At 68.6% G+C, this 18,750-nt stretch carries 16 protein-coding genes and 1 tRNA gene; 9 read left to right on the plus strand and 8 right to left on the minus strand.

The window, feature by feature from the left end; all coding sequences use genetic code 11:
* Positions 1 to 15: 15 nt before the first annotated feature.
* From ACWGE0_RS11285 to ACWGE0_RS11295, 3 genes are all read right to left on the minus strand, one after another.
* Entirely contained in the window at positions 16 to 543 is a 528-nt protein-coding gene (locus ACWGE0_RS11285) for a hypothetical protein (protein ID WP_452260763.1), read from the minus strand.
* A 336-nt stretch (positions 544 to 879) separates the two neighbouring features.
* Complete coding sequence (locus ACWGE0_RS11290) at positions 880 to 1,908, minus strand: LLM class flavin-dependent oxidoreductase (protein WP_452260764.1); 1,029 nt, start codon at positions 1,906 to 1,908, stop codon at positions 880 to 882.
* A gap of 7 nt (positions 1,909 to 1,915) precedes the next feature.
* On the minus strand, positions 1,916 to 2,668 hold the full coding sequence (locus tag ACWGE0_RS11295; RefSeq protein WP_452260765.1) for a hypothetical protein: 753 nt from the start codon (positions 2,666 to 2,668) through the stop codon (positions 1,916 to 1,918).
* A gap of 94 nt (positions 2,669 to 2,762) precedes the next feature.
* Between ACWGE0_RS11295 and ACWGE0_RS11300 the strand changes: the two genes are divergently transcribed.
* The 3 genes from ACWGE0_RS11300 to ACWGE0_RS11310 are packed head-to-tail and all read left to right on the plus strand — an operon-like array spanning position 2,763 to position 5,344.
* Positions 2,763 to 3,809, plus strand: coding sequence for an NAD(P)-binding domain-containing protein (locus ACWGE0_RS11300; RefSeq protein WP_452260766.1), 1,047 nt, complete (start codon positions 2,763 to 2,765; stop codon positions 3,807 to 3,809).
* Between the two features lie 27 nt (positions 3,810 to 3,836).
* Positions 3,837 to 4,943, plus strand: coding sequence for a hypothetical protein (locus ACWGE0_RS11305; protein ID WP_452260767.1), 1,107 nt, complete (start codon positions 3,837 to 3,839; stop codon positions 4,941 to 4,943).
* Complete coding sequence (locus ACWGE0_RS11310) at positions 4,940 to 5,344, plus strand: hypothetical protein (protein WP_452260768.1); 405 nt, start codon at positions 4,940 to 4,942, stop codon at positions 5,342 to 5,344. The genes ACWGE0_RS11305 and ACWGE0_RS11310 overlap by 4 nt, the downstream gene beginning before the upstream one ends.
* A 601-nt stretch (positions 5,345 to 5,945) precedes the next feature.
* Here the strand turns inward: ACWGE0_RS11310 and ACWGE0_RS11315 are convergent.
* Both ACWGE0_RS11315 and ACWGE0_RS11320 read right to left on the minus strand, forming a co-directional pair.
* Positions 5,946 to 6,566, minus strand: coding sequence for a DedA family protein (locus ACWGE0_RS11315; protein ID WP_452260769.1), 621 nt, complete (start codon positions 6,564 to 6,566; stop codon positions 5,946 to 5,948).
* Positions 6,567 to 6,661: 95 nt separating this feature from the next.
* On the minus strand, positions 6,662 to 9,274 hold the full coding sequence (locus ACWGE0_RS11320; RefSeq protein ID WP_452260770.1) for a glycoside hydrolase family 97 catalytic domain-containing protein: 2,613 nt from the start codon (positions 9,272 to 9,274) through the stop codon (positions 6,662 to 6,664).
* Between the two features lie 127 nt (positions 9,275 to 9,401).
* Here ACWGE0_RS11320 and ACWGE0_RS11325 point away from each other — a divergent pair, with 127 nt between their 5' ends.
* Entirely contained in the window at positions 9,402 to 10,508 is a 1,107-nt protein-coding gene (locus ACWGE0_RS11325) for an ATP-binding protein (RefSeq protein ID WP_452260771.1), read from the plus strand.
* Between the two features lie 129 nt (positions 10,509 to 10,637).
* On the opposite strand, the gene ACWGE0_RS11330 is transcribed toward ACWGE0_RS11325, so the two are convergent.
* Positions 10,638 to 10,711, minus strand: a tRNA-Leu gene (locus ACWGE0_RS11330).
* A 120-nt stretch (positions 10,712 to 10,831) separates the two neighbouring features.
* Between ACWGE0_RS11330 and ACWGE0_RS11335 the strand changes: the two genes are divergently transcribed.
* Positions 10,832 to 11,053 carry a DUF3618 domain-containing protein gene (locus ACWGE0_RS11335; RefSeq protein WP_030469566.1) on the plus strand — a complete coding sequence of 74 codons (222 nt, stop codon included), beginning with the start codon at positions 10,832 to 10,834 and terminating at the stop codon, positions 11,051 to 11,053.
* Here the strand turns inward: ACWGE0_RS11335 and ACWGE0_RS11340 are convergent.
* Positions 11,050 to 11,664, minus strand: coding sequence for a TetR/AcrR family transcriptional regulator (locus tag ACWGE0_RS11340; RefSeq protein WP_319967788.1), 615 nt, complete (start codon positions 11,662 to 11,664; stop codon positions 11,050 to 11,052). The two genes, ACWGE0_RS11335 and ACWGE0_RS11340, sit on opposite strands and share 4 nt — an antisense overlap.
* A 355-nt stretch (positions 11,665 to 12,019) precedes the next feature.
* Here ACWGE0_RS11340 and ACWGE0_RS11345 point away from each other — a divergent pair, with 355 nt between their 5' ends.
* The 3 genes from ACWGE0_RS11345 (at position 12,020) to ACWGE0_RS11355 (ending at position 16,550) form a co-directional block, all read left to right on the plus strand.
* Positions 12,020 to 14,179 carry a glycosyl hydrolase family 95 catalytic domain-containing protein gene (locus ACWGE0_RS11345; protein WP_452260772.1) on the plus strand — a complete coding sequence of 720 codons (2,160 nt, stop codon included), beginning with the start codon at positions 12,020 to 12,022 and terminating at the stop codon, positions 14,177 to 14,179.
* A gap of 20 nt (positions 14,180 to 14,199) precedes the next feature.
* Complete coding sequence (locus tag ACWGE0_RS11350; protein WP_452260773.1) at positions 14,200 to 15,840, plus strand: NPCBM/NEW2 domain-containing protein; 1,641 nt, start codon at positions 14,200 to 14,202, stop codon at positions 15,838 to 15,840.
* Positions 15,841 to 15,902: 62 nt separating this feature from the next.
* Complete coding sequence (locus tag ACWGE0_RS11355; protein WP_452260774.1) at positions 15,903 to 16,550, plus strand: hypothetical protein; 648 nt, start codon at positions 15,903 to 15,905, stop codon at positions 16,548 to 16,550.
* Here ACWGE0_RS11355 and ACWGE0_RS11360 read toward each other — a convergent pair.
* Entirely contained in the window at positions 16,522 to 17,283 is a 762-nt protein-coding gene (locus ACWGE0_RS11360; protein ID WP_452260775.1) for a class I SAM-dependent methyltransferase, read from the minus strand. The two genes, ACWGE0_RS11355 and ACWGE0_RS11360, sit on opposite strands and share 29 nt — an antisense overlap.
* A gap of 402 nt (positions 17,284 to 17,685) precedes the next feature.
* On the opposite strand from ACWGE0_RS11360, the gene ACWGE0_RS11365 reads away from it, so the two are divergent.
* The gene (locus ACWGE0_RS11365; RefSeq protein WP_452260776.1) at positions 17,686 to 18,669 is read left to right on the plus strand and encodes an RNA-guided endonuclease InsQ/TnpB family protein; all 984 of its coding nucleotides are present in this window, start codon (positions 17,686 to 17,688) and stop codon (positions 18,667 to 18,669) included.
* Positions 18,670 to 18,750 lie beyond the last annotated feature (81 nt).

The following is an 18,750-nucleotide window of genomic DNA, read 5'->3' on the forward strand; positions in this document are numbered from 1 at the left end:
AGCCTATGCCCGAAGCTAGGCCTGGCCCTCGAAGACGGTCGCCGCGTCCTGGCCCTGTCCGCCGGGCTGGATGGACAGCCGCATCTGCACGGCCGACTCGGGCACCGCGAACGCCAGCTGGAACTGGGTGTCGCGGCCCGGCGGCAGCTCGGCGACGGCGGCGGCGAGGCCGTTGAGGCCCTGCACGGAGTCGACCAGCTCGGACGCCTGGTTGCCGTCGGCTGTCGCGCGCACGGACAGCTGGGACGGGTGGTAGGACGACTTGGAGCCGTTGTAGACGGTGATGGTGAAGACCGCGGTGCGCTTGGCGCGCGGGATCGCCGTCTCGGACGGCGCCAGCGAGCGGGGAGCGGACACCACGACGGAGAGGCCCGAGGCCCACACGCGCTGGGTGCCGAAGGCGGCGGCGCCGGACGCGCTGGGCGTCTCGGCTCGCTGTTCGACTGTCAGGTTCTCGTTCGGGGTGACGGCGACACTGGGGCCCGCACATCCCGCCACGGCCAACAGCAGGCACAGGCCTGCGGCCGATTTGGCGAACTTCACGAACTCCCCTTTCCCACCCCGGCGGTGGGTGTTGACGACTCCCGTCAACTGTGACGGTGCCGCAGGGGTGGTGGGGACCGAAAAGAGGCCTTGACGCGGACCTGGTGCCAGGCCGTGGCCGTCTCGTGATGGGCGGCGTGGGCGGCGCCACACAGTGCGCCGGCCCCACGCCGTCCTGGCGGCGAACCGCCGGGTCACGCTAGGGAGCGCGTCGGGGGGCGTGCGCGCTCACTCCGATCATCGCCCACGGTGTGTCTGGCGCTACAAGCGGAGCTGTTTATCACCCGTTCAGACCAGTGGCAGTCGTACGAAACGTGAAGGTCACGCCTGGCCGACTCACATATGTGCGGCTGAACGGCCCATCGACGGCGTCCGTTCGGCAACTTCGCTGAGCAGTTGGAAGGAACGGAGGCGGTCTTCGTGCCCGTGCACGATGGTCGTCACCATGAGCTCGTCGGCGGCCGTCGACTCCATCAACTCGTCGAGTCCGGCGCGGACCGTTGAGGGGGATCCGATGATCTGGCTGGACATGCGGTCCTCGATCACCAACTCGTCGATCTCCGTGTACGGGTAGTCCGCGGCCTCCTGCGGCGTGGCCAGCGGCGCCGGACGGCCCTGGCGCAGCCGTACGAACGAGAGCGCTCCCGGTCCGGCGATGTAGCGGGCGTGCTCGTCGGTGTCGGCCACGATCACCGAAGCGCACACCATCGCGTACGGCTCGGACAGGACCTCGGACGGCCGGAAGTTCTGCCGGTACAGCGCCAGCGCGGGCAACGTGTTCTGCGCGCTGAAGTGGTGGGCGAACGCGAACGGCAGGCCGAGCATGCCGGCGGCCTGCGCGCTGTAGCCGGACGAGCCGAGCAGCCAGATCGGCGGCTTGTTGCCGGCGGCGGGCACGGCGTTGAGCTCCGCGGTGCCCTCGAAGTACTTGATCAGCTCGGTCAGCTCCTGCGGGAAGTTCTCCGCCGAGAGACCGGCTTCGGTGCGGCGCAACGCCCGTGCGGTCTTCTGGTCCGTGCCGGGCGCGCGGCCGATGCCGAGGTCGATCCGGCCGGGGTGCAGCGCTTCGAGCATGCCGAACTGCTCGGCGACCACCAGCGGCGCGTGGTTGGGCAGCATCACGCCGCCGGAGCCGACGCGGATGGTCGACGTGGCGGACGCGATGTGCCCGATCAGCACGGCGGGCGCGGAGGACGCGATGCCCGGCATGTTGTGGTGCTCGGCGAACCAGTAGCGGTGGTAGCCGAGCCGTTCGGCCTGCTGAGCGAGCTCCTGTGAGTTCCGCAGTGCGGTCGTCGCATCCGATCCCGAGGTGATGGGAGCGAGGTCGAGAACGGACAGGGGAATCTCACTGAGGCGGCTCATACATCGATCAACACCGATACTTGGTGACTTCTTCCGTGACGCGGGTAACTCGTTTCGCGGCCTGCTCGTACGTGGTGCCCTGGGGGTGCAGCGTCAGCACCGCGACGATGCTGAACAGGCACGTCCCGGACGTGTGCATGGCAGGCGACTTCAGGTCCAGGTCCCACTGGATGCGCGGGCGCGGCCTGTCGACGCACGGCTTCTCCGGGGCGCCGAAGCCCGACCAGCCCTGCTTGAACGCCGGCTTCCAGGTCGCCGACGGCAGTCCGAACGACTGGTCGAAGCCGTCCGAGGCGCACTTCGTCGCCCTCTGCAGATGACCCATGATCGTGCGCCGGACCGACGGCTTCGCCTTCTCCAGCACATAGCGGTAGGTCTTCACGACGTCGTACGCGCTCACGGCCGTGTAGCCCCACATACCGCGGTTCTCCGGCGGGCGCGTGTCCTCGAGGCCGATGCGGTCGGCGGTGCGGACGACGAGCTGTTCCCAGCCGTTCTCCACCCACAGCTCGCTCGCCGCGGTGTCGTCGCTCGAGCGCAGCATCGGCTCGATGCGCGGGTCGTTGCCGCGCGTCTCCAGTTGTTCGATCGCGATCAGGATCTTCACCAGAGAGGCGGATCTGATCGGTTTGTGCACGTCCTTCCCCATCACGCGGTGGGTGATCCGGTCGTAGACCGCGTAGGACTCGGACGGGGTGGGTGCCGGTTCGGCCGGTGCGGGCGCTCCGGTGATCATCGCCAGCGTCAGAAGTAGGTGCACCCCACCGGAAGCTAGCGGTAACACGATCATTTTGTCCGATGTTTTGTCAGTCACACCTGAGAAGGGCCGGCCCGCGCACGTCGTTGGACCAGGCGTGACGGATGTCGTGGTGATCGGCGCGGGGCAGGCCGGGTTGTCTGCCTCCTACTTCCTGCGTCGGCGCGATGTCGACCACGTGGTGCTGGACGCGAACTCCTCGCCCGGCGGCGCCTGGTCGCACCGCTGGCCCTCGTTGCGGATGCGGACCGTGCACGGCATCCACGAACTGCCCGGCATGCCGTTCGAGCAGCCCGCGCCCGACGAGCGCGCCAACGAGGCGATCCCGTCGTACTTCGCCCGCTACGAGCAGCTGTTCGACCTGCCGGTGGTGCGTCCGGTGAACGTCACGCAGGTGGTGGACGACGGCGCGCTGCTGAAGGTCGAGACGTCCGACGGCGTCTGGACCACGCGCGGCCTGATCAACGCGACCGGGACGTGGCGGCGCCCGTTCTGGCCGTACTACCCGGGCCAGGAGACGTTCCGGGGCCGCCAGGTGCACACGGCCGACTACCAGGGACCCGAGTCGTTCGCCGGCAAGCGGGTCGTCGTGGTCGGTGGCGGTGCCTCCGCGACGCAGCTGCTGATGGAGATCGCGCCGGTCGCCGCGGAGACGCGGTGGGTGACGCGCCGCGAACCGGTGTGGCGCGAAGGTCCGTTCAACGAGGACTACGGCCGCCGGGTCGTCGGCCTGGTGGAGGAACGCGTCCGCGCCGGCCTGCTCCCGCACAGCGTCGTGAGCGTGACCGGGCTGCCGTTGAACGACCAGACGCGCGCCGCCATCGCGTCCGGCGTGCTGGACCGCAAGCCGATGTTCGAGCGCATCACGCCCACCGGTGTCGCGTGGGCGTCCGGCGAACACTTCGACGCCGACGTCATCCTGTGGGCCACCGGTTTCCGGCACGACCTGGACCACCTCGCGCCGCTGCACCTGCGCGCGGCCGGCGGCGGCATCCAGGTGGACGGCACCCGCGTGGTCGCCGATCCGCGCATCCACCTGGTCGGCTACGGCCCGTCCGCCAGCACGATCGGCGCGAACCGGGCCGGTCGCAGCGCCGTCCGCGAGCTGATGGGCTACCTGGGTCAACGCGTTTCCGCCACCTGACGCCATCCGGCGTGTCAGGATGCCCCGGTGGGTTCCTTCAAGGTCGTCCCCGCCGACGTCGCGGCGCTGGGCGAACTCGTGCTGCGGCAGAGCTCCGGCATCGCCAGTCACCTGGCGGCGCTCGAGCACAACGCGGTCGACGACCAGGGTGACGGCTTCTTCGGGCTGATCAGCCATCAACTGGTGCGGCTGCGCTACTACGCCCACTCGAACACCAGGCAAAGCCTCACCCTCGCCGGCTCGTCCTCCATCGAGCTCCGGAAGTCCGCCGAGTTCTACGCCGCCACCGACAACGCCGCCGAGGCTCGTCTCGACAGCACGTACCGGGCGGTCGGGTCGGTGGACCGGGTGCGGTCCGAGCTGCCCTGCGAGGTCACCCAGGCAGGCTTCGGGGATGTGGCCGAGGTCGGGAACTACCGGCCGCCGGTCTCCGTCGACCTGGAGGACGACCTCGCCTGGCCGGTCGACCTGGAGAAGATCCTCGGAGCCCTCGGCGACGCCGTGTCGGCCGGCGCGAAAGTCGGCGGGTTCGTCAAGAAGTTCACCGGCTGGAACCCGTTCGAGCGGGCGGCCCTGATCGTCGCCGGCGACTGGAACGCGATCTACCTGGAAGCTCGTATCCTGGCCGACACCGGCAAGGCGTACGAGTCGATCGCGGCCAACATCGACCACGGCCGGTTCAACATCCAGTCCAGCTGGGACGGCAACGCCGCCGCGGCCGCCGAGAACTGGCTCGACGACTACGCCCGCGCCTGCCGCGAACACGCCAGGTACTGCCGCGAGGCCGCCGAGAAGATCACCGCGCTGGCCAAGGCCGTCTACCACCGCGCCAAATCGCTGGAGATGGCGCTCAACACCGTGATCGACATCGTCGCCGAAGTCGTCCGGATCAAGAAGCTCGAGTCCGTCACCGAGATGTTCAACAAGGCGTTCGACCTGCTGCGCGGCAACGGCGACCTCAAGGACCTCTTCAAGGCCCTCAAGGAGTTCGCCGGCCGCGCCACCGCCCTGACCGACGTCATCTTCGCGACCGCCCACGAGTTCAACGGCATCGTCGAAGCCGCTCGGGGCCAGGGCGAGGTCGTCGCCGCGACATGGCCCTGCGCTCCCTACGACCATCCGGGGGTCTCGTGAACCCGTTCGACACTCCCTCCGGCCGCCAGGCTCAGCTGGCCGAGTACCGGTTGCTGGCGGCCGGTGAGGGACCCGTTGCCGACTTCGCCAAGGAGGTCGTCGCCGGGCGTGCCGATCCGCGGGACCTGCTGACCGTCGGCTGGGTCGTCGAGGACTGGATCGACCAGTTCGAGGACATGGAGCCGGCCGCGGAGTCGGCCGCGGACGCGGAGTTCACGGCCGAGGAGGCGGAGGCGTTCCTGGAACGCCACCTCGCCGGGGTCGCCTCGCTCGACGTGGACGCGATCGAGGCTGAACTGATGGCCGCACTGATGGCCGCGCGTCCTCGGCCGCCGGTGGAGGCCGCGCCGGACGAGGACGACGAAGGCGACGGGCCGCCGTTGCTCAAGGACGCTTGGTAGGGCTGGTTTCGCGGCCAGGATGAGCACGAGAACTGACCGCCGCCTGGCCGCCTGACCGCGGACGAGTGCGGGGTGCCCGGCCTGTGGCTGCGGTTGGGCGGCGATGGACGGTTCACGGTTGTTCGGGATCGGCGGGTGGAACCCGGCATCACCGGCGACGCCGTTGCCGCGGTTCGGGTGTGCCTGGCTGTTCGCTGATCTCGTCGACATCGCCGGTGCGGGAGCCGCGGTTATGGCGGATCTGCCCGTTCACGTCGATGTTCGGGATGGGTGGGTGGAACTGGCATCATCCGCGACGCCGTTGCGGCGGGTTCGGGTGTGCCTGGTCGTTTGCCGATCTCGTCGACATCGCTGATGCGGGAGCCGCGGTTATGGCGGATCTCCCCGTTCACGTGGATGTTTTGGACGTCGTACCCGCCTGACTGCGGACGAGTGCGGGTGCCCGGCTCGTGGGTGTGGTGGGCGGGCGATGGATGGTTCACGGTTGTTCAGGGTGGGCGGGTGGTACCTGGCATCATCCGCGACGCCGTTGCGGCGGTCCGGGTGTGCCTGGCCGAGATGAACCGGCTCGGCGTGCCGTCGCCCGCGGCATCCGCGTGATCTATTGCCGGGTTGTGGTGTCACGCTTCGCCTTCGACAGGCGGGTGACCACGAAGACGGCGGCCACGATCACTGCCAGGGCGAGCACGGCCTTGGAGACCAGGCCCACGTATTGCTCGACCAGGTGCCAGTTGTCGCCGAGTAAGTAGCCCGCGAGGATCAGTGCGGTGTTCCACAGCAGGCTGCCGGCGGCCGTGTAGGCGAGGAACGGGGCCATGCGCATGCGTTCGACGCCGGCCGGGATCGAGATCAGGCTGCGGAAGATCGGGATCATGCGGCCGAAGAAGACGGCGCGGTAGCCGTTGCGCAGGAACCAGGCCTCGGTTTTGTCCACATCGGACACTCGGACCAGGGGCATGCGGGAGGCGATGCGGCGGACTCGGTCGCGGCCCAGCAGGGCGCCCAGCCAGTACAGGACCAGGGCGCCTGCCACGGAGCCGAAGGTGGTCCAGAGGATGGCGGCCGGCAGCGACATCTTGCCCTGGGCCGCGGTGAAGCCGGCCAGGGGCAGGAAGACTTCGCTGGGCAGGGGCGGGAACAGGTTTTCCAGCGCGATGGCCAGAGCCGCTCCGGGTGCGCCGGCCGTTTGCATCAGGTCGGTGACCCAGTCGACCAAGTTCATGGGGTCCAAGTTACGGATTGGGTGCGGAGAGGACATTGGGGTGAACCGCAAGGTTGGGGTGGGGGAAACCCCACCCCAACCTCCGGGGAAAACCACTAGGTGCAGCGAATCCTTGCGTCGGCCCAAGAAGCGTGGTCGTTCTGGGTGCCGTCGCCGCCGTCGAGAACGCGCAGGGTGAGAGTGCTCACGCCGGTCACGTCCACGGCCAGGTCGCGGGCGGGAGTGCGGACGCCCAGCAGTCCGGTGTCGGCCAGGACCATGCCGTCGCCGAGCACCTGGAACGACACCGTGCCGCCGGCGCGTTGCCTCGCGACGTCCAGACCGGCCTCGTCGTCGACGCCCACCGAAGCGGCGAAACCGGTGCAACGAGAGCTCAGCGCATAGGTGATCTCGGACGACGCGTGTGTGCCGAGGCCCTTGCCGTAGGTCGCACGGCGGATGGCGATGCCACGGCCGTCACCCGCGGCAGCGCCACCGTTTGTGAGGTCTTTCTCGACCGGACCGTCGCCGCCGACCGCGGAGACCCACGACCGGTCACTCAGGTACGACCAGGAATCCGACAACGGCCGTACGAGGTGCACACGTGCGGTCTTCTCGGACTCCACACCGCCGTTGAACGACGCGACGACGGGGATGTCGAAGTAGCCGAACGACGAAGGCTGAGCGGGCGGCACGACGGTCCAAGTGCCGGACAACGCCTGACCCGGACGCACAACCCGTGCGGAGACAGGAGAACCCTGCACTGACCAACCAGCAGGCACGCGTGGTGCCAGCGTTACGCCACGCACGTCCGTGCGCGTGGTGAACAGTCCGGTCACGGAGAACCCACGAGCAGAAGCCGACACCGAAGTCGAAGGCACAGCAGACACCGGACGCTCACACGTGCGTGAGCCCGCACGGCAAGCGATAGCGGCGAAACCGCCGTTGGCTGCCACGTCCAAAGTCAGCACGTCCCCCGAACGCACGGTCCGTGACTCGCGCACGAGCCCAGCAGGACCATCACGCGTGATCTCCACGAGCCACCGCCCGGACGGCAGCGTGAAAGGCACCGAAACGGTCCGAGCGGCGCCCGAGTACCCGCCACCGATGAACCACCGATCCCCGGACCGCCGAGCGAACACCGAGTGGTCAGCGGGACGGCCGGACAGCAACCGGGTCTCGTCCCAGGCAGTCGGCACCTGGTCGATGAAGCGTTCCGCGGCAGGCCGCGCCGCGTAGTCCTCGGGACGCCCGGCGAGGTTCGCGAGACCCGACTCGTAGATCACCGTCAGCGCGAGCTCGTGCGCGTCGGAGGTGGTGCGTGACGGGCGGTGCCAGGCCAACGGCGTGTAGTCCATGCCGCCGACGACACCGCGGGTGAACGGCAAGGCGGTCAGGTGTGCGCCGGTGAGGCCTGAGGACTTCTCACCGCCGTGCACGGCTTCCATCGTCATGACGTGCGGCCATGTGCGGTGAATGCCGTGCGGGATCGTCGAGCCGTGGAAGTTGACCAGCAGATGGTGCTGGGCGGTCTCCGCGAGGATCCGGTCGTACCAGCGGTAGCGCTCCTGGCCGTCGGAGTCCATGAAGTCGATCTTCACGCCCGCGATGCCCCACTTCTCGAACAACGCCAGCCTGGCAGCGCTCTCCGCGGGCGTGTCGAGCTCGTCGTAGTGGATCCAGAGGTGGATCTTCACGCCACGCGCGCGAGCGTAGGAGACCAGCGACGGGATCCACGAGGTCTGCTCCCACGTCGGGTCGTAGTCCCAGTTCGGGTCGAAGTACCAACCGGCGTCGACCAGCGCGTAAGGCCATCCGTGCGCGGCCGCGTAGTCCACGTACTGCTTCTGCATCGCGAGGCTCTGACCCGCCTCACGGCCACCGGCGAGCCAGCTCCAGAACACCTTGCCCGGCTCGATCCACGACGTGTCACGCACCTTGGACCGCGGCGCCAGGTCGTCCACCAACGTCGAAGACGACACGTCTGCCAGGGAGCCGACTACGGCCGTGCGCCACGGTGACTGCCACGGGCCGTCCACGAGCAACTTCTCGTCCCAGTACTTGATCGCATACGACGGTGAACCCGCGGTGTGCACGAGTCGCGCACCCGAGTGGCGACCGTCCACAGCGGACTCGGTGATCAGCGAGTACACACCGTTCGTCTCGAACAGTGCTGGATTCAGGTACTCCGCGGTCTCGGCGGAGGCGGCATTCGTTTCCACGAACGGGTTCTCGTAGTCACGCCGGTACTTTGCGATCCACGCGGTCGCGGCGGAAGGAACCACGAACGCCGAGGTCTCGCGCAACACGTTGCCCAAACCCGCAGGCAGCTCGTACCGGTACGCGACGCCGTCGCGCGCGGTCCGCACGACGACATCAAGGCGGGCCGCACCAGTGAACGAGTAGCGCTCCTCCTTGTGCGTCACGGTCCGTTGCCGCTGCTTGCCCGACGACGCGGTGTAGTGCTCGACCACGCGTCGTTCGGTCCGCGCGGTCAGCCGCAGACCGGTGGAAAGATCCGCTCTTTCGGTGACCACACCCAACGGGCTCGGCTCCAGCACGGTGGTGCCGCCACGGGTCACCGACAGCGTCGGCACCCCGTTCGACAGCTGCACGACAGCCTTCGGCACTACGCCGGTTTGTGCTGCCGCTACTGGGGTTGTGACGCCCGCTGTCAGGGCGATGACGAGTGCTCCCGCCGCGCGCCAGCGCACGGTAGACAATCGCATGTCCAGTCCTCCAAGACGTCGGTCGCGGCGGCGACAGATCCGATGTATACGCGGTGTGGCGCCATTGGTCTACAACGCGGCCGGAAAGGCTTTTCCGGCCGGTGGCCGCGTGACTACGATGCTTCCGATGGCCGAATCGGTGGGGACGTGTGCGAACTGCGGCGCCGCGACCGCCACCTCCCGGCGCAAACACGCGCGGTACTGCTCGAACGCCTGTCGTCAGCGGGCGTATCGGCAACGGGTGAACGAACCCGTTACGGCACTGGACAGTTTCGTCGGCCGTGACGACGAACTGACCTGTCTCACCACGCTCCGCGACAACCGCGTGCTGACGCTCGTCGGACCGGCCGGCGTCGGGAAGACCAGGTTGGCCAAGGAGTTCACCGGTGGCCAGGACGTGGTGTGGGTCGAGCTCGCCGAGGAGTCGGACGTCGTCCTGGCGTGCGCGACGGCCCTCGGCGTCGGCGAACCGGCGCTCAGTGCCCTGGTGTCCGCGCTGGCCGGCCGGACGACGGTGCTGGTGCTGGACAACTGCGAGCACGCCGCGGCGGAGTGTGCGGCGCTGCTGGAGCCGTTGCTGCTCGGCTGCCCGGGAGTGCGGGTGATCGCCACGAGCCGGGAACCGCTCCGGGTGCCGGGCGAGGTGCTGTTCGCGGTGCGGCCGTTGCCGCTGCGACGCGCGGTGGAGCTGTTCGCCGACCGGGCCCGTGCGAACCAGCTGGGCCTGCGGATCGACAACTCGGAGGTGCTCGCCGCGTTGTGCGCGCGCCTGGACCGGCTACCGCTGGCCATCGAGCTCGCCGCCCGGCTGGTGACCGTGCTGCCCGTGCCCGAGCTGCTGGCGCGCCTGGACGACCGGCTGGAGCTGCTCAACCGCGGCAACCGCACCGCCGCCGAACGGCACCAGAGCCTGCGCGCCGCGATCGCGTGGAGCTACGACCGCCTCAGCGCCGACGAGCAGCACGTGCTGCGGTGCCTCGCGCCGCTGCCCGGCGACTTCGGGCTGGACGTCGCCCTGGCCGCGTGCGACCTGCCGGCGGACCGGGTGCTCGCGTTGCTGTCCGCGCTGGTCGCGAAGTCGCTGCTCACGTTCTCCGGAGCGGGTCGTTTCGAGCAGCTGGAATCGGTCCGGCTGTACGGCCGCGAAAGGGCGTTCGCCGGTGATCGATCCGGTGTTCCGGCGGCTAACTCGGACGCGGTTCCGCCGCGGGCCAACCCCACTGCGAACCACTAAACGCGCGGGCGGGCTCTGGGGGTCCGGGGGCGGCGCCCGCCGGGTGGGGTGTGGGGGCTTCGCCCCCACAAGACACTACGAGTGACCTGGGCGAATGTGCTCCATGAGCACACTTTGCCCAGTCGCGAGTGAGGTCGGGGGGACTCGAACCCCCACTGGCTGGGACCTAAACCCAGTGCCTCTGCCAATTGGGCTACGACCCCTCACGTGGAAGCCTATCGGCCTGCCATGGACTCGCTCTCTCGGGTCGCACGTGGGTCGCTCGAAGCCGCGGCCGTGACCGTCCACTACGGTTGCGGGCAGAACCGCTGCTAGGAGGACATGTGGCTCGCGATCCCGACACCATCCAGCGCGAGATCGAACAGGCTCGTACCGCGCTGGCCGCCACCTTGGACGAGCTCAGCGAGCGCGCCAACCCGCAGAAGCTCGTCGAGCAGGGCAAGTCGTCCGTGCTCGACGTGCTGAGCCAGCCCAAGGTGAAGTACACGCTGATCGCGGTGGGCGCGGTGGTCGGCTTCGCGCTGGTCCGCAAGTTGTTCCGCTAGGACACCCGCACCAACGGCAGGAGCACCTGCTCGACGACCTTCTCCACGAACGGCTCGTCGAGCGGGTCTCCGGTCAGCATCAGCCGGTAGATGAGCGCGGCCCCCGCGATCTCGACCGCCATGCCGCGCGGGGCGTCTGCCTTGAGCTCGCCCCGTTCGGCCGCGCGGTCCAGGATCCCGCGCAGCACGTCGCGCTGCGAGATCAGGAACGTCTCCCGGAACGCCGCCGCCAGCTCCGGCTCGTGCGGCAACTCGCCGACGAGCGCCTGAGCGGCCTTGCCGATCGGTCCTGACAGGAACGCGGCGAACGACGAGAGGAACTCGCGCAGGTCGCCGGCCAGTGAGCCGGTGTCCGGTGCCGCGAGGTTCTGCGTGGCGAGCTGGGTGCACGTGTCGATCACCAGATCGAGCTTCGACTCCCAGCGCCGGTAGATCGTGGCCTTGCCCGCTCTCGCGCGAGCTGCCACGGCGTCCATGGTGAGGGCCCGGTACCCGACCTCGGCCATCACCTCGAGCGCTGCCTGACGTAATGCGTCGTCCCTGCTGGCGTCGCGAGGACGGCCCCGCTGGGGGACCCTGCCCTCGTTGAACGCCGTTGTCGACACGGCCATGCCACCTCCTCGTACAAGGGCACGGCGCATGCGTGTCTCCCCGCCCCTTTGGCGGGACATCCTAGGCGTCTTACCCATCTCGCAGGGTGAGCAGCACCCGGTTGTTGCTTCGTGTTGCGGTTGGTTGGCTCTTGCGCGATGTGGTCCAGAACTCCTACCTTTCGGACTTGTCTGGACCAAGCTGCCCCGCCGCGCAGCTGAACGTGAGGGTTCGTCATGCGCGGGCGAGGAGCGGGTAATGGTCTTTGGTAGGAGGGGTTTCATTGGCGGCACCACGGCGGCGGTGGTCCTCGCCCAAACGGGCGTAGCGACCGGGACAGCGACCGGGCCATCGGATGTCTTCGGCTGTGAAGGCATGTCGGAACGCGAGTGGGAAAAGTTCATCGGGGCGCAGGATCTTGTTTGGCAGAAACCCCCGACCCAGTACGGGCAGGCGCCGTTCCTCGGTGACGGCCGGCTCGGCAGCGTCGTGTACGCCGAGGCCAACACCGTGCGGTTCACCGTGCAGCACGCCGATGTGCAGGACCACCGCACGTCCGGCGGCAGCCAGTTCGGCGTGTGCCGGCTTCCTGTCGGAAACCTGAAGATCACCGCGGCGGGCACCGTCACGGCCGTCGACTGGCGCCTCGACCTGTGGAACGCGGAACTGCGTGGAACCGTGACCACGTCGCTGGGCGCGATCTCGTTCGTCGCCTACATCCACTCCGAACGCTCGGTGCTGTCGCTGAACGTCACCGCGACCGGCACCGAGAAGCCGGTGCTGGAGTTCGTGCCGTCCAAGGCGATCCCGCCGCGCGCGGACTTCAACCCGCTTCCGGAGGGGTACGTCTTCAACCCCGATCCTGTGACGAAAGCCGACGGCCGCGAGACGGTGGTGACGCAGGCGCTCAACGCGGGCGGTCAGACGGCAACCGCTTTCCGGATCATCACGAACGGCCGTGTGCAGCGCCTGCTGCTGTCGGTCGCGCACACCTATCCCGAGGTCGCGGCGGACAGGATCGTGCTGAAGGCGGTGCGCGAGGCCGCGGCGCTCGGCGGGCTGCTGACCAGGTCGCACCGGAGGTGGTGGAACGCTTTCTACCGGAAGAGCTTCCTGTCGTTCGGGGAGCAGCGGCTGCAGGCGTTCTACTGGATTCAGCTCTACAAGGTCGCGTCCGGTTCCCGCGCGGGCAGCCCGGTGATGGCGACGACCGGCCCGTGGCTCGAGAAGACGCCGTGGGCCGCGGCCTGGTGGAACCTCAACGTGCAGCTGGAGTACTGGCTGGTCCACGGCTCCAACCACCTGGAGCTGGACTCGATCACGTCGACCCTGAAGAACAGCCAGGACCAGCTCGTCCGCAACGTCAAGGAGCAGTACCGGCACGACTCGGCGGGCGTCGGGCGCAGCACCGACCGGACGACGTCCAACGCGGGCACGTTGTACGAACCGGGCACGGGCGGCACCGGTGTGAAGGAGCTCGGCAACCTCACGTGGGGCCTGCACAACGTCTGGCTGTCCTACCGCCACAGCATGGACGCACGGATCCTGTCCGACGTCGTGTTCCCGCTGCTGCGCCGGTCGATCAACTACTACCTGCACTTCCTGAAGAAGGGCAACGACGGGAAGCTGCACCTCGACGTCACCACCTCGCCGGAGTACGGCGACGCGCCTGACTGCAACTACGACCTGCAGCTGATCCGGTGGGGCTGCCAGACGTTGATCGACTCCGCGAAGCTGCTGAAGATCAAGGACCCGCTGGAGCCGAAGTGGGCCGAGGTGCTGCGCGACCTCGTGCCGTACCCGGTCGACGAGAACGGGTTCATGATCGGCGCGGGGGTGCCGTTCGTCGTGTCGCACCGGCACTTCTCACACCTGCTGGCGACGTTCCCGCTGATGACGGTGAACTGGGACCAGCCGGAGAACCGTGCGTTGATCGAGAAGTCGTTGCACCACTGGATGTCGCTGGAGCCCGCGCACCGCGGTTACAGCTACTCCGGTTCCGGCTCCATCGCGGCGCGCATGTTCCGCGGCGACGAGGCTTACGCGTACTTCGTGAAGATGTTCGACACCACGAAGCGCTACCCGGTGCTCGAGAACACCATGTACACCGAGGCCGGCCCGGTCGTCGAGACCCCGTTGTCCGGCGCGCAGACGATCCACGACTTCGTCTGTCAGAGCTGGGGCGGCGTCGTCCGGGTGTTCCCGGCCGTGCCGTCCGCGTGGCCGGACGTCGTGATCGCCGACCACTCCTGTGAGGGTGGGTTCTCCGTCACGGCGAAGCGCTCCGGTGGCAAGACCCAGTTCGTGCTCGTCCGCAGCCGCGCGGGCGAGCCGTTGGTGCTGCGGCACGGAATCGCGGGCCCGGTGTCCGTCGTGAGTCCGGTCCGGTACCACGACCGCGGCGACGGGACGCTGGAGATCCCGTTGCGCCGCGGGCAGGAAGTCCTGGTGCACCCCAGGGGCCGCCGCCCCGACCTGGCCGTGAAGCCGGTCGCCATCACGACCCCCGGCAAGCCGTGGGGTCTTCCCGCGTGATGTTCGGAAAGGAAAGCCCCATGCGCATCTTCACCCTGGCGGTGCTGTCCACAATGGTCAGTGCGGTCCTGGTCGCTCCTGCCGCACAGGCGTTGCCCGATGGTCTTGCCCTGACCCCGCCGATGGGCTTCAACAACTGGAACACCACCGCCTGCCGCGCGGAGTTCAACGAGGCGATGGTCAAGGGCATCGCCGACATCTTCGTCAACAAGGGCCTCAAGGACGCCGGCTACGAGTACGTCAACATCGACGACTGCTGGGCCGAGAAGTCCAGAGACGCCAACGGCAAGCTCGTCCCGCACAAGACCCGCTTCCCCAACGGCATCAAGGCCGTCGCGGACTACGTGCACTCCAAGGGCCTGAAGTTCGGCATCTACACGAGTGCCGGAACCAAGACGTGCAACAAGGACAACGGCTTCCCCGGCGGCCTGAACCACGAGGAGTCGGACGCCCAGCAGTTCGCGTCCTGGGGCGTCGACTACCTCAAGTACGACAACTGCAACAACCAGGGCGTCGACGCCAAGCAGCGCTACCGCAAGATGCGTGACGCGTTGAAGAAGACCGGACGCCCGATCGTCTTCTCGTTGTGCGAGTGGGGGCAGAACAAGCCGTGGGAGTGGGCCTCCGACACAGGCCACCTGTGGCGCACGACCGGCGACATCAACGACACCTGGCCACGCACGATGGACATCTACGAGAAGAACGTCGTGCTGGACTCCTACGCAGGTCCCGGGCACTGGAACGACCCCGACATGCTCGAGGTCGGCAACGGCAAGATGTCCGCAACGCAGTACCGCAGCCACTTCTCGCTGTGGGCGATCATGGCCGCACCGCTGCTGATCGGCTCGGACCTGCGCAAGGTCAGCGCCGACACGTTCACCATCCTGGAGAACAAGGACGTCATCGCGCTCGACCAGGACAAGCTCGGCAAGCAGGGCAAGCGGATCAGGACGACCGGCAAGACCGGCGTCGACGTGATCGTGAAGCCGCTGGCCAACGGCGACAAGGCCGTGGCGCTGTTCAACAAGTCCGGCTCCACGCAGTCGATCTCGACCTCCCTGTCCGAGATCGGCTTCTCCGGCCCGGCGACGTTGAAGGACCTCTGGACCAAGTCCACGCGCACGACGACCGGTGCGATCTCGGCCTCGGTCCCGTCGCTGGCCACCGTGGTCTACCGCGTGTCGAAGTCCGACGGCGGCCCGCGCCCGACCCCGCCTGCCGGAACGACCGACCTGTCCGCGTTCGAGGCGTCGTCGTCCACGAACGGCTGGGGCCCGGTGGAGATCGACAAGTCCGTCGGCAACCAGGCGGCGGGTGACGGCAAGACCCTGACGATCAACGGCGTCACGCACCCCAGGGGCTTCGGTGCGCACGCGGCCTCGGCGATCGAGTTCTACCTCGGCCGCAAGTGCTCCTCGATCACCGTGGACGTCGGTGTCGACGACGAGGTGGCCGCGGGCAAGGGATCGGTGATCTTCCAGATCCTCGCGGACGGTGCGAAGGTCGCCGACTCCGGGAAGCTGACCGGCACCGACGCGGCGAAGAAGCTCACCGCGTCGCTGACCGATGCCGAGAACCTGTCGCTGGTGATCACGGATGCCGGTGACGGGATCAACTCCGACCACGGCGACTGGGGCTCGCCGCGCATCACCTGCGCGTAGTCCTCTGAGGACGGCCTGTGACCTCGTGTAACGCGGGTCACAGGCCGTCGTATAAGTCGGGTATGAAAGCAACTCGGCTCCTCCCTGCCCTCGTGGCTGCCGCCGCGCTGGCGATGGCGCCTGGACTGGCGCTCGCCGACCCCGGCAACGGCAAGGGGAACGGGATCACGAACAACCCGCAGGTTCCGCCTGGACAGTCCACCGAGGACACCTCGGTGCCGCAGCCGCCGTCGAACGCGGACTTCAGCGGCAACGGCGCGAACGTGCACGGCCCGTACGACTCGACCCGCGACGGTTCGCCGTCGCTGAACGGGAACGGCACGGGCGAGGCGACCGGCAAGCCGTGCGCCGGCTGCGTCGGCAAGGCCGACAACAAGAACCCGAACGGCCAGCAGCCGGGCGGATCGGACGCCAACTCCGGCTACGAGTGCGACACCAACCACGGTGTCGGCCGCGGCAACCCGGCCCACACGGGCTGCACGCCCGCCGAACAGCCACCGGCGACCTCCACGCCACCGGCCACCCCGACCCCACCGGTGGTCCCGCCCGGTGGTGGAGCGCCGCCCGCACCCCAGGCGGCACCCTTCGGTGAGGCGGCCGAGGTCGACGAACTCGCGTTCACCGGCTTCGACGTGCTGCCGCTGGGCCTGGGCGGCCTCGCGCTGGTGGGTGCCGGTGTCGTCATGTCCCGGCGGGCTCGGAAGCCCTGACCCGCGCCACGGCGAGCTGGGCCATGAACCGCTTGACGACCCGGCCGTCGTACCGCGTGTCGACGAGCTGCCGGATGTCCGCGATCAACTCGTCGCGGCGAGGTAGCGCGATGTGGTTCGAGTAGGTGAGGAGCAGGTCGGCGTACGCCTCGGTGTCGTAGGCCTGCTCCCACTCGTACCGATGGAACTCCGGTTCGTCGAAGAGCTCGCTGTCGTCGAACTCGCGCGGGATGTCGTCTGCGTGCGACAGCCTGACGTTCGGAGGCGTGGAGGGATCCCAGCGCTCGTAGATCTCCTGCACGTCGACGAAGAACTGCTCGGTGCCGCCCGCGATGTGGTGGGTGGAGATCACGGCCAGGGCGCCGCCGGGCTTGAGCGCCCGCGCGCACTTGGCCATGCGGGTCACCGGGTCGAGCCAGTGAAACGCCGTCGCGGACACCACGAGGTCGAACGGCTCGGGCAGCGGCCACTCGTCGAAGTTCGCGACGACCAACCGCGCTTGCGGTGCGTACGAGCCGGCGACAGCGGCCAGCTCCGGGCTCAGCTCGACCGCGGTCACGTCACCGATCTGGGTCAGCGGGAGCGTTGCCTGGCCGGTGCCAGGACCGATCTCCAGGATCCGCGGGCCGCTGAGGTGGGAGAACAGCTGCGGGGGATAGGTGGGACGGGCCCGGTGGTAGCGGGCCGCGTCCTCGCCGAACGTGGTGCGTAGACGCTCTCGGTCGGTCACCATGTCCTCCGAAGGATGCTTTGGTCTTCAGGCCGGGGCATCCTTCGGACTCCGGCAGCAGCGGTCCGGAGGGGCCGAGGCGGTCCGGGCCCGTCGCGCGTTGGCAGCGGTATTGGCTGGTGGTGTGATGTCCGCGACCGCCTGCCAGGGGTGAACATCTGTTCGATAGGGTCGTCGGTATGGCGGTTGAGGCGGGTGTGGCCCGGTATTCCTACCGGCTGCGTTTGTCGTCGTCGGCCTGTCGTGTGTTGCTGGTGGAGTGGGATCGCTGCCGGTGGGTGTGGAACCAGTGCGTCGCGCTGTCGCGGGAGACCTATCGGCACAACAGCGAGAATCCCGGCGACCCGCGCACGTGCGGCCCGGCGCAGTTGGACAGGCTGCTGACGGGGCTGGCGTGCCGGGCAGGTGTGGTTGCGGGCGGGGTCGTCGGTGGCGCAGCAGCAGGTCATCCGGGATTTCGGCGCGTCGCGTGCCAAGGCGCTCAAGGATGTGCGGGAGCGGGTGCCGCAGCAGCGGCGTGCCGGGATGCCGCGGTTCAAGAAGCGGTCGCTGGCCGTGCCGAAGCTCAACTACACCCGGCGCGGGTTCCGGTTGCGTGACGGCGTGCTGCGCCTGGCGGGCGGGATCGTGGTGCGGCCGGTGTGGTCGCGGGAGTTGCCTGCCGTGCCGTCGCCGGTTCGCGTGTACCGCGACAGCCTCGGTCATTGGTACTGCTCCTTCGTCGTCCAGACGCAGGTCCAGACCTTGCCCGTGACGGGCCGGGTGATCGGTGTCGACTGGGGTGTGAAGCAACTCGCCACCACTACCAGCGACGCGCACGACTTGCCGCACCCTGAGCACGGCAGGAACGCCGCGAAGGGCCTGGCGAGGTATCAGCGGATGATGGCCCGCCGCCGCCCGGCCAAGGGCCGGCCCGGTTCGAAGGGTTACCAGCACGCCAGGCGGCAGTCGGCGAAGATCCAGAAGAAGATCGCCCGGCTGCGGCAGGACACCGGCCGCAAGTGGGCCAAGCGGGTTGTGCGCGACTATGACGCGCTTGCGGTGGAGGACTTCCGGCCGAAGTTCCTGGCCAAGTCCACGATGGCCCGCAAGGCCGCGGACGCCGCGATCGGCGCCACCAAGCGTGAGCTGATCGCGATGGCCCGCAAACACGGCCGCGACCTGCGACTGGTGGACCCAAAACACACCACGATGGACTGCGCGGCATGCGGTGCGAGAACCAAGCACGCATTGCCGCTGTCCGAGCGCACCTACACCTGCACGTCGTGCGGAACCGTGTCCCCCAGGGACAAGAACTCCGCGGCGGTGATGCTGGTCCGGGCAGGTTTGAACCCGGTCGGCGCTGACGGCACAAGACCTGCTCGTCCGCCGGACGAGCGGGCAGCCTGAGCCGAAAATTCCCACACAGCTCATGCGGGGCGGGCACCCTCTTTCACGCCGCGAGGCGCGACGGAATCCTTGCCCTTCAGG

Source organism: Lentzea sp. NPDC054927, assembly GCF_053610285.1.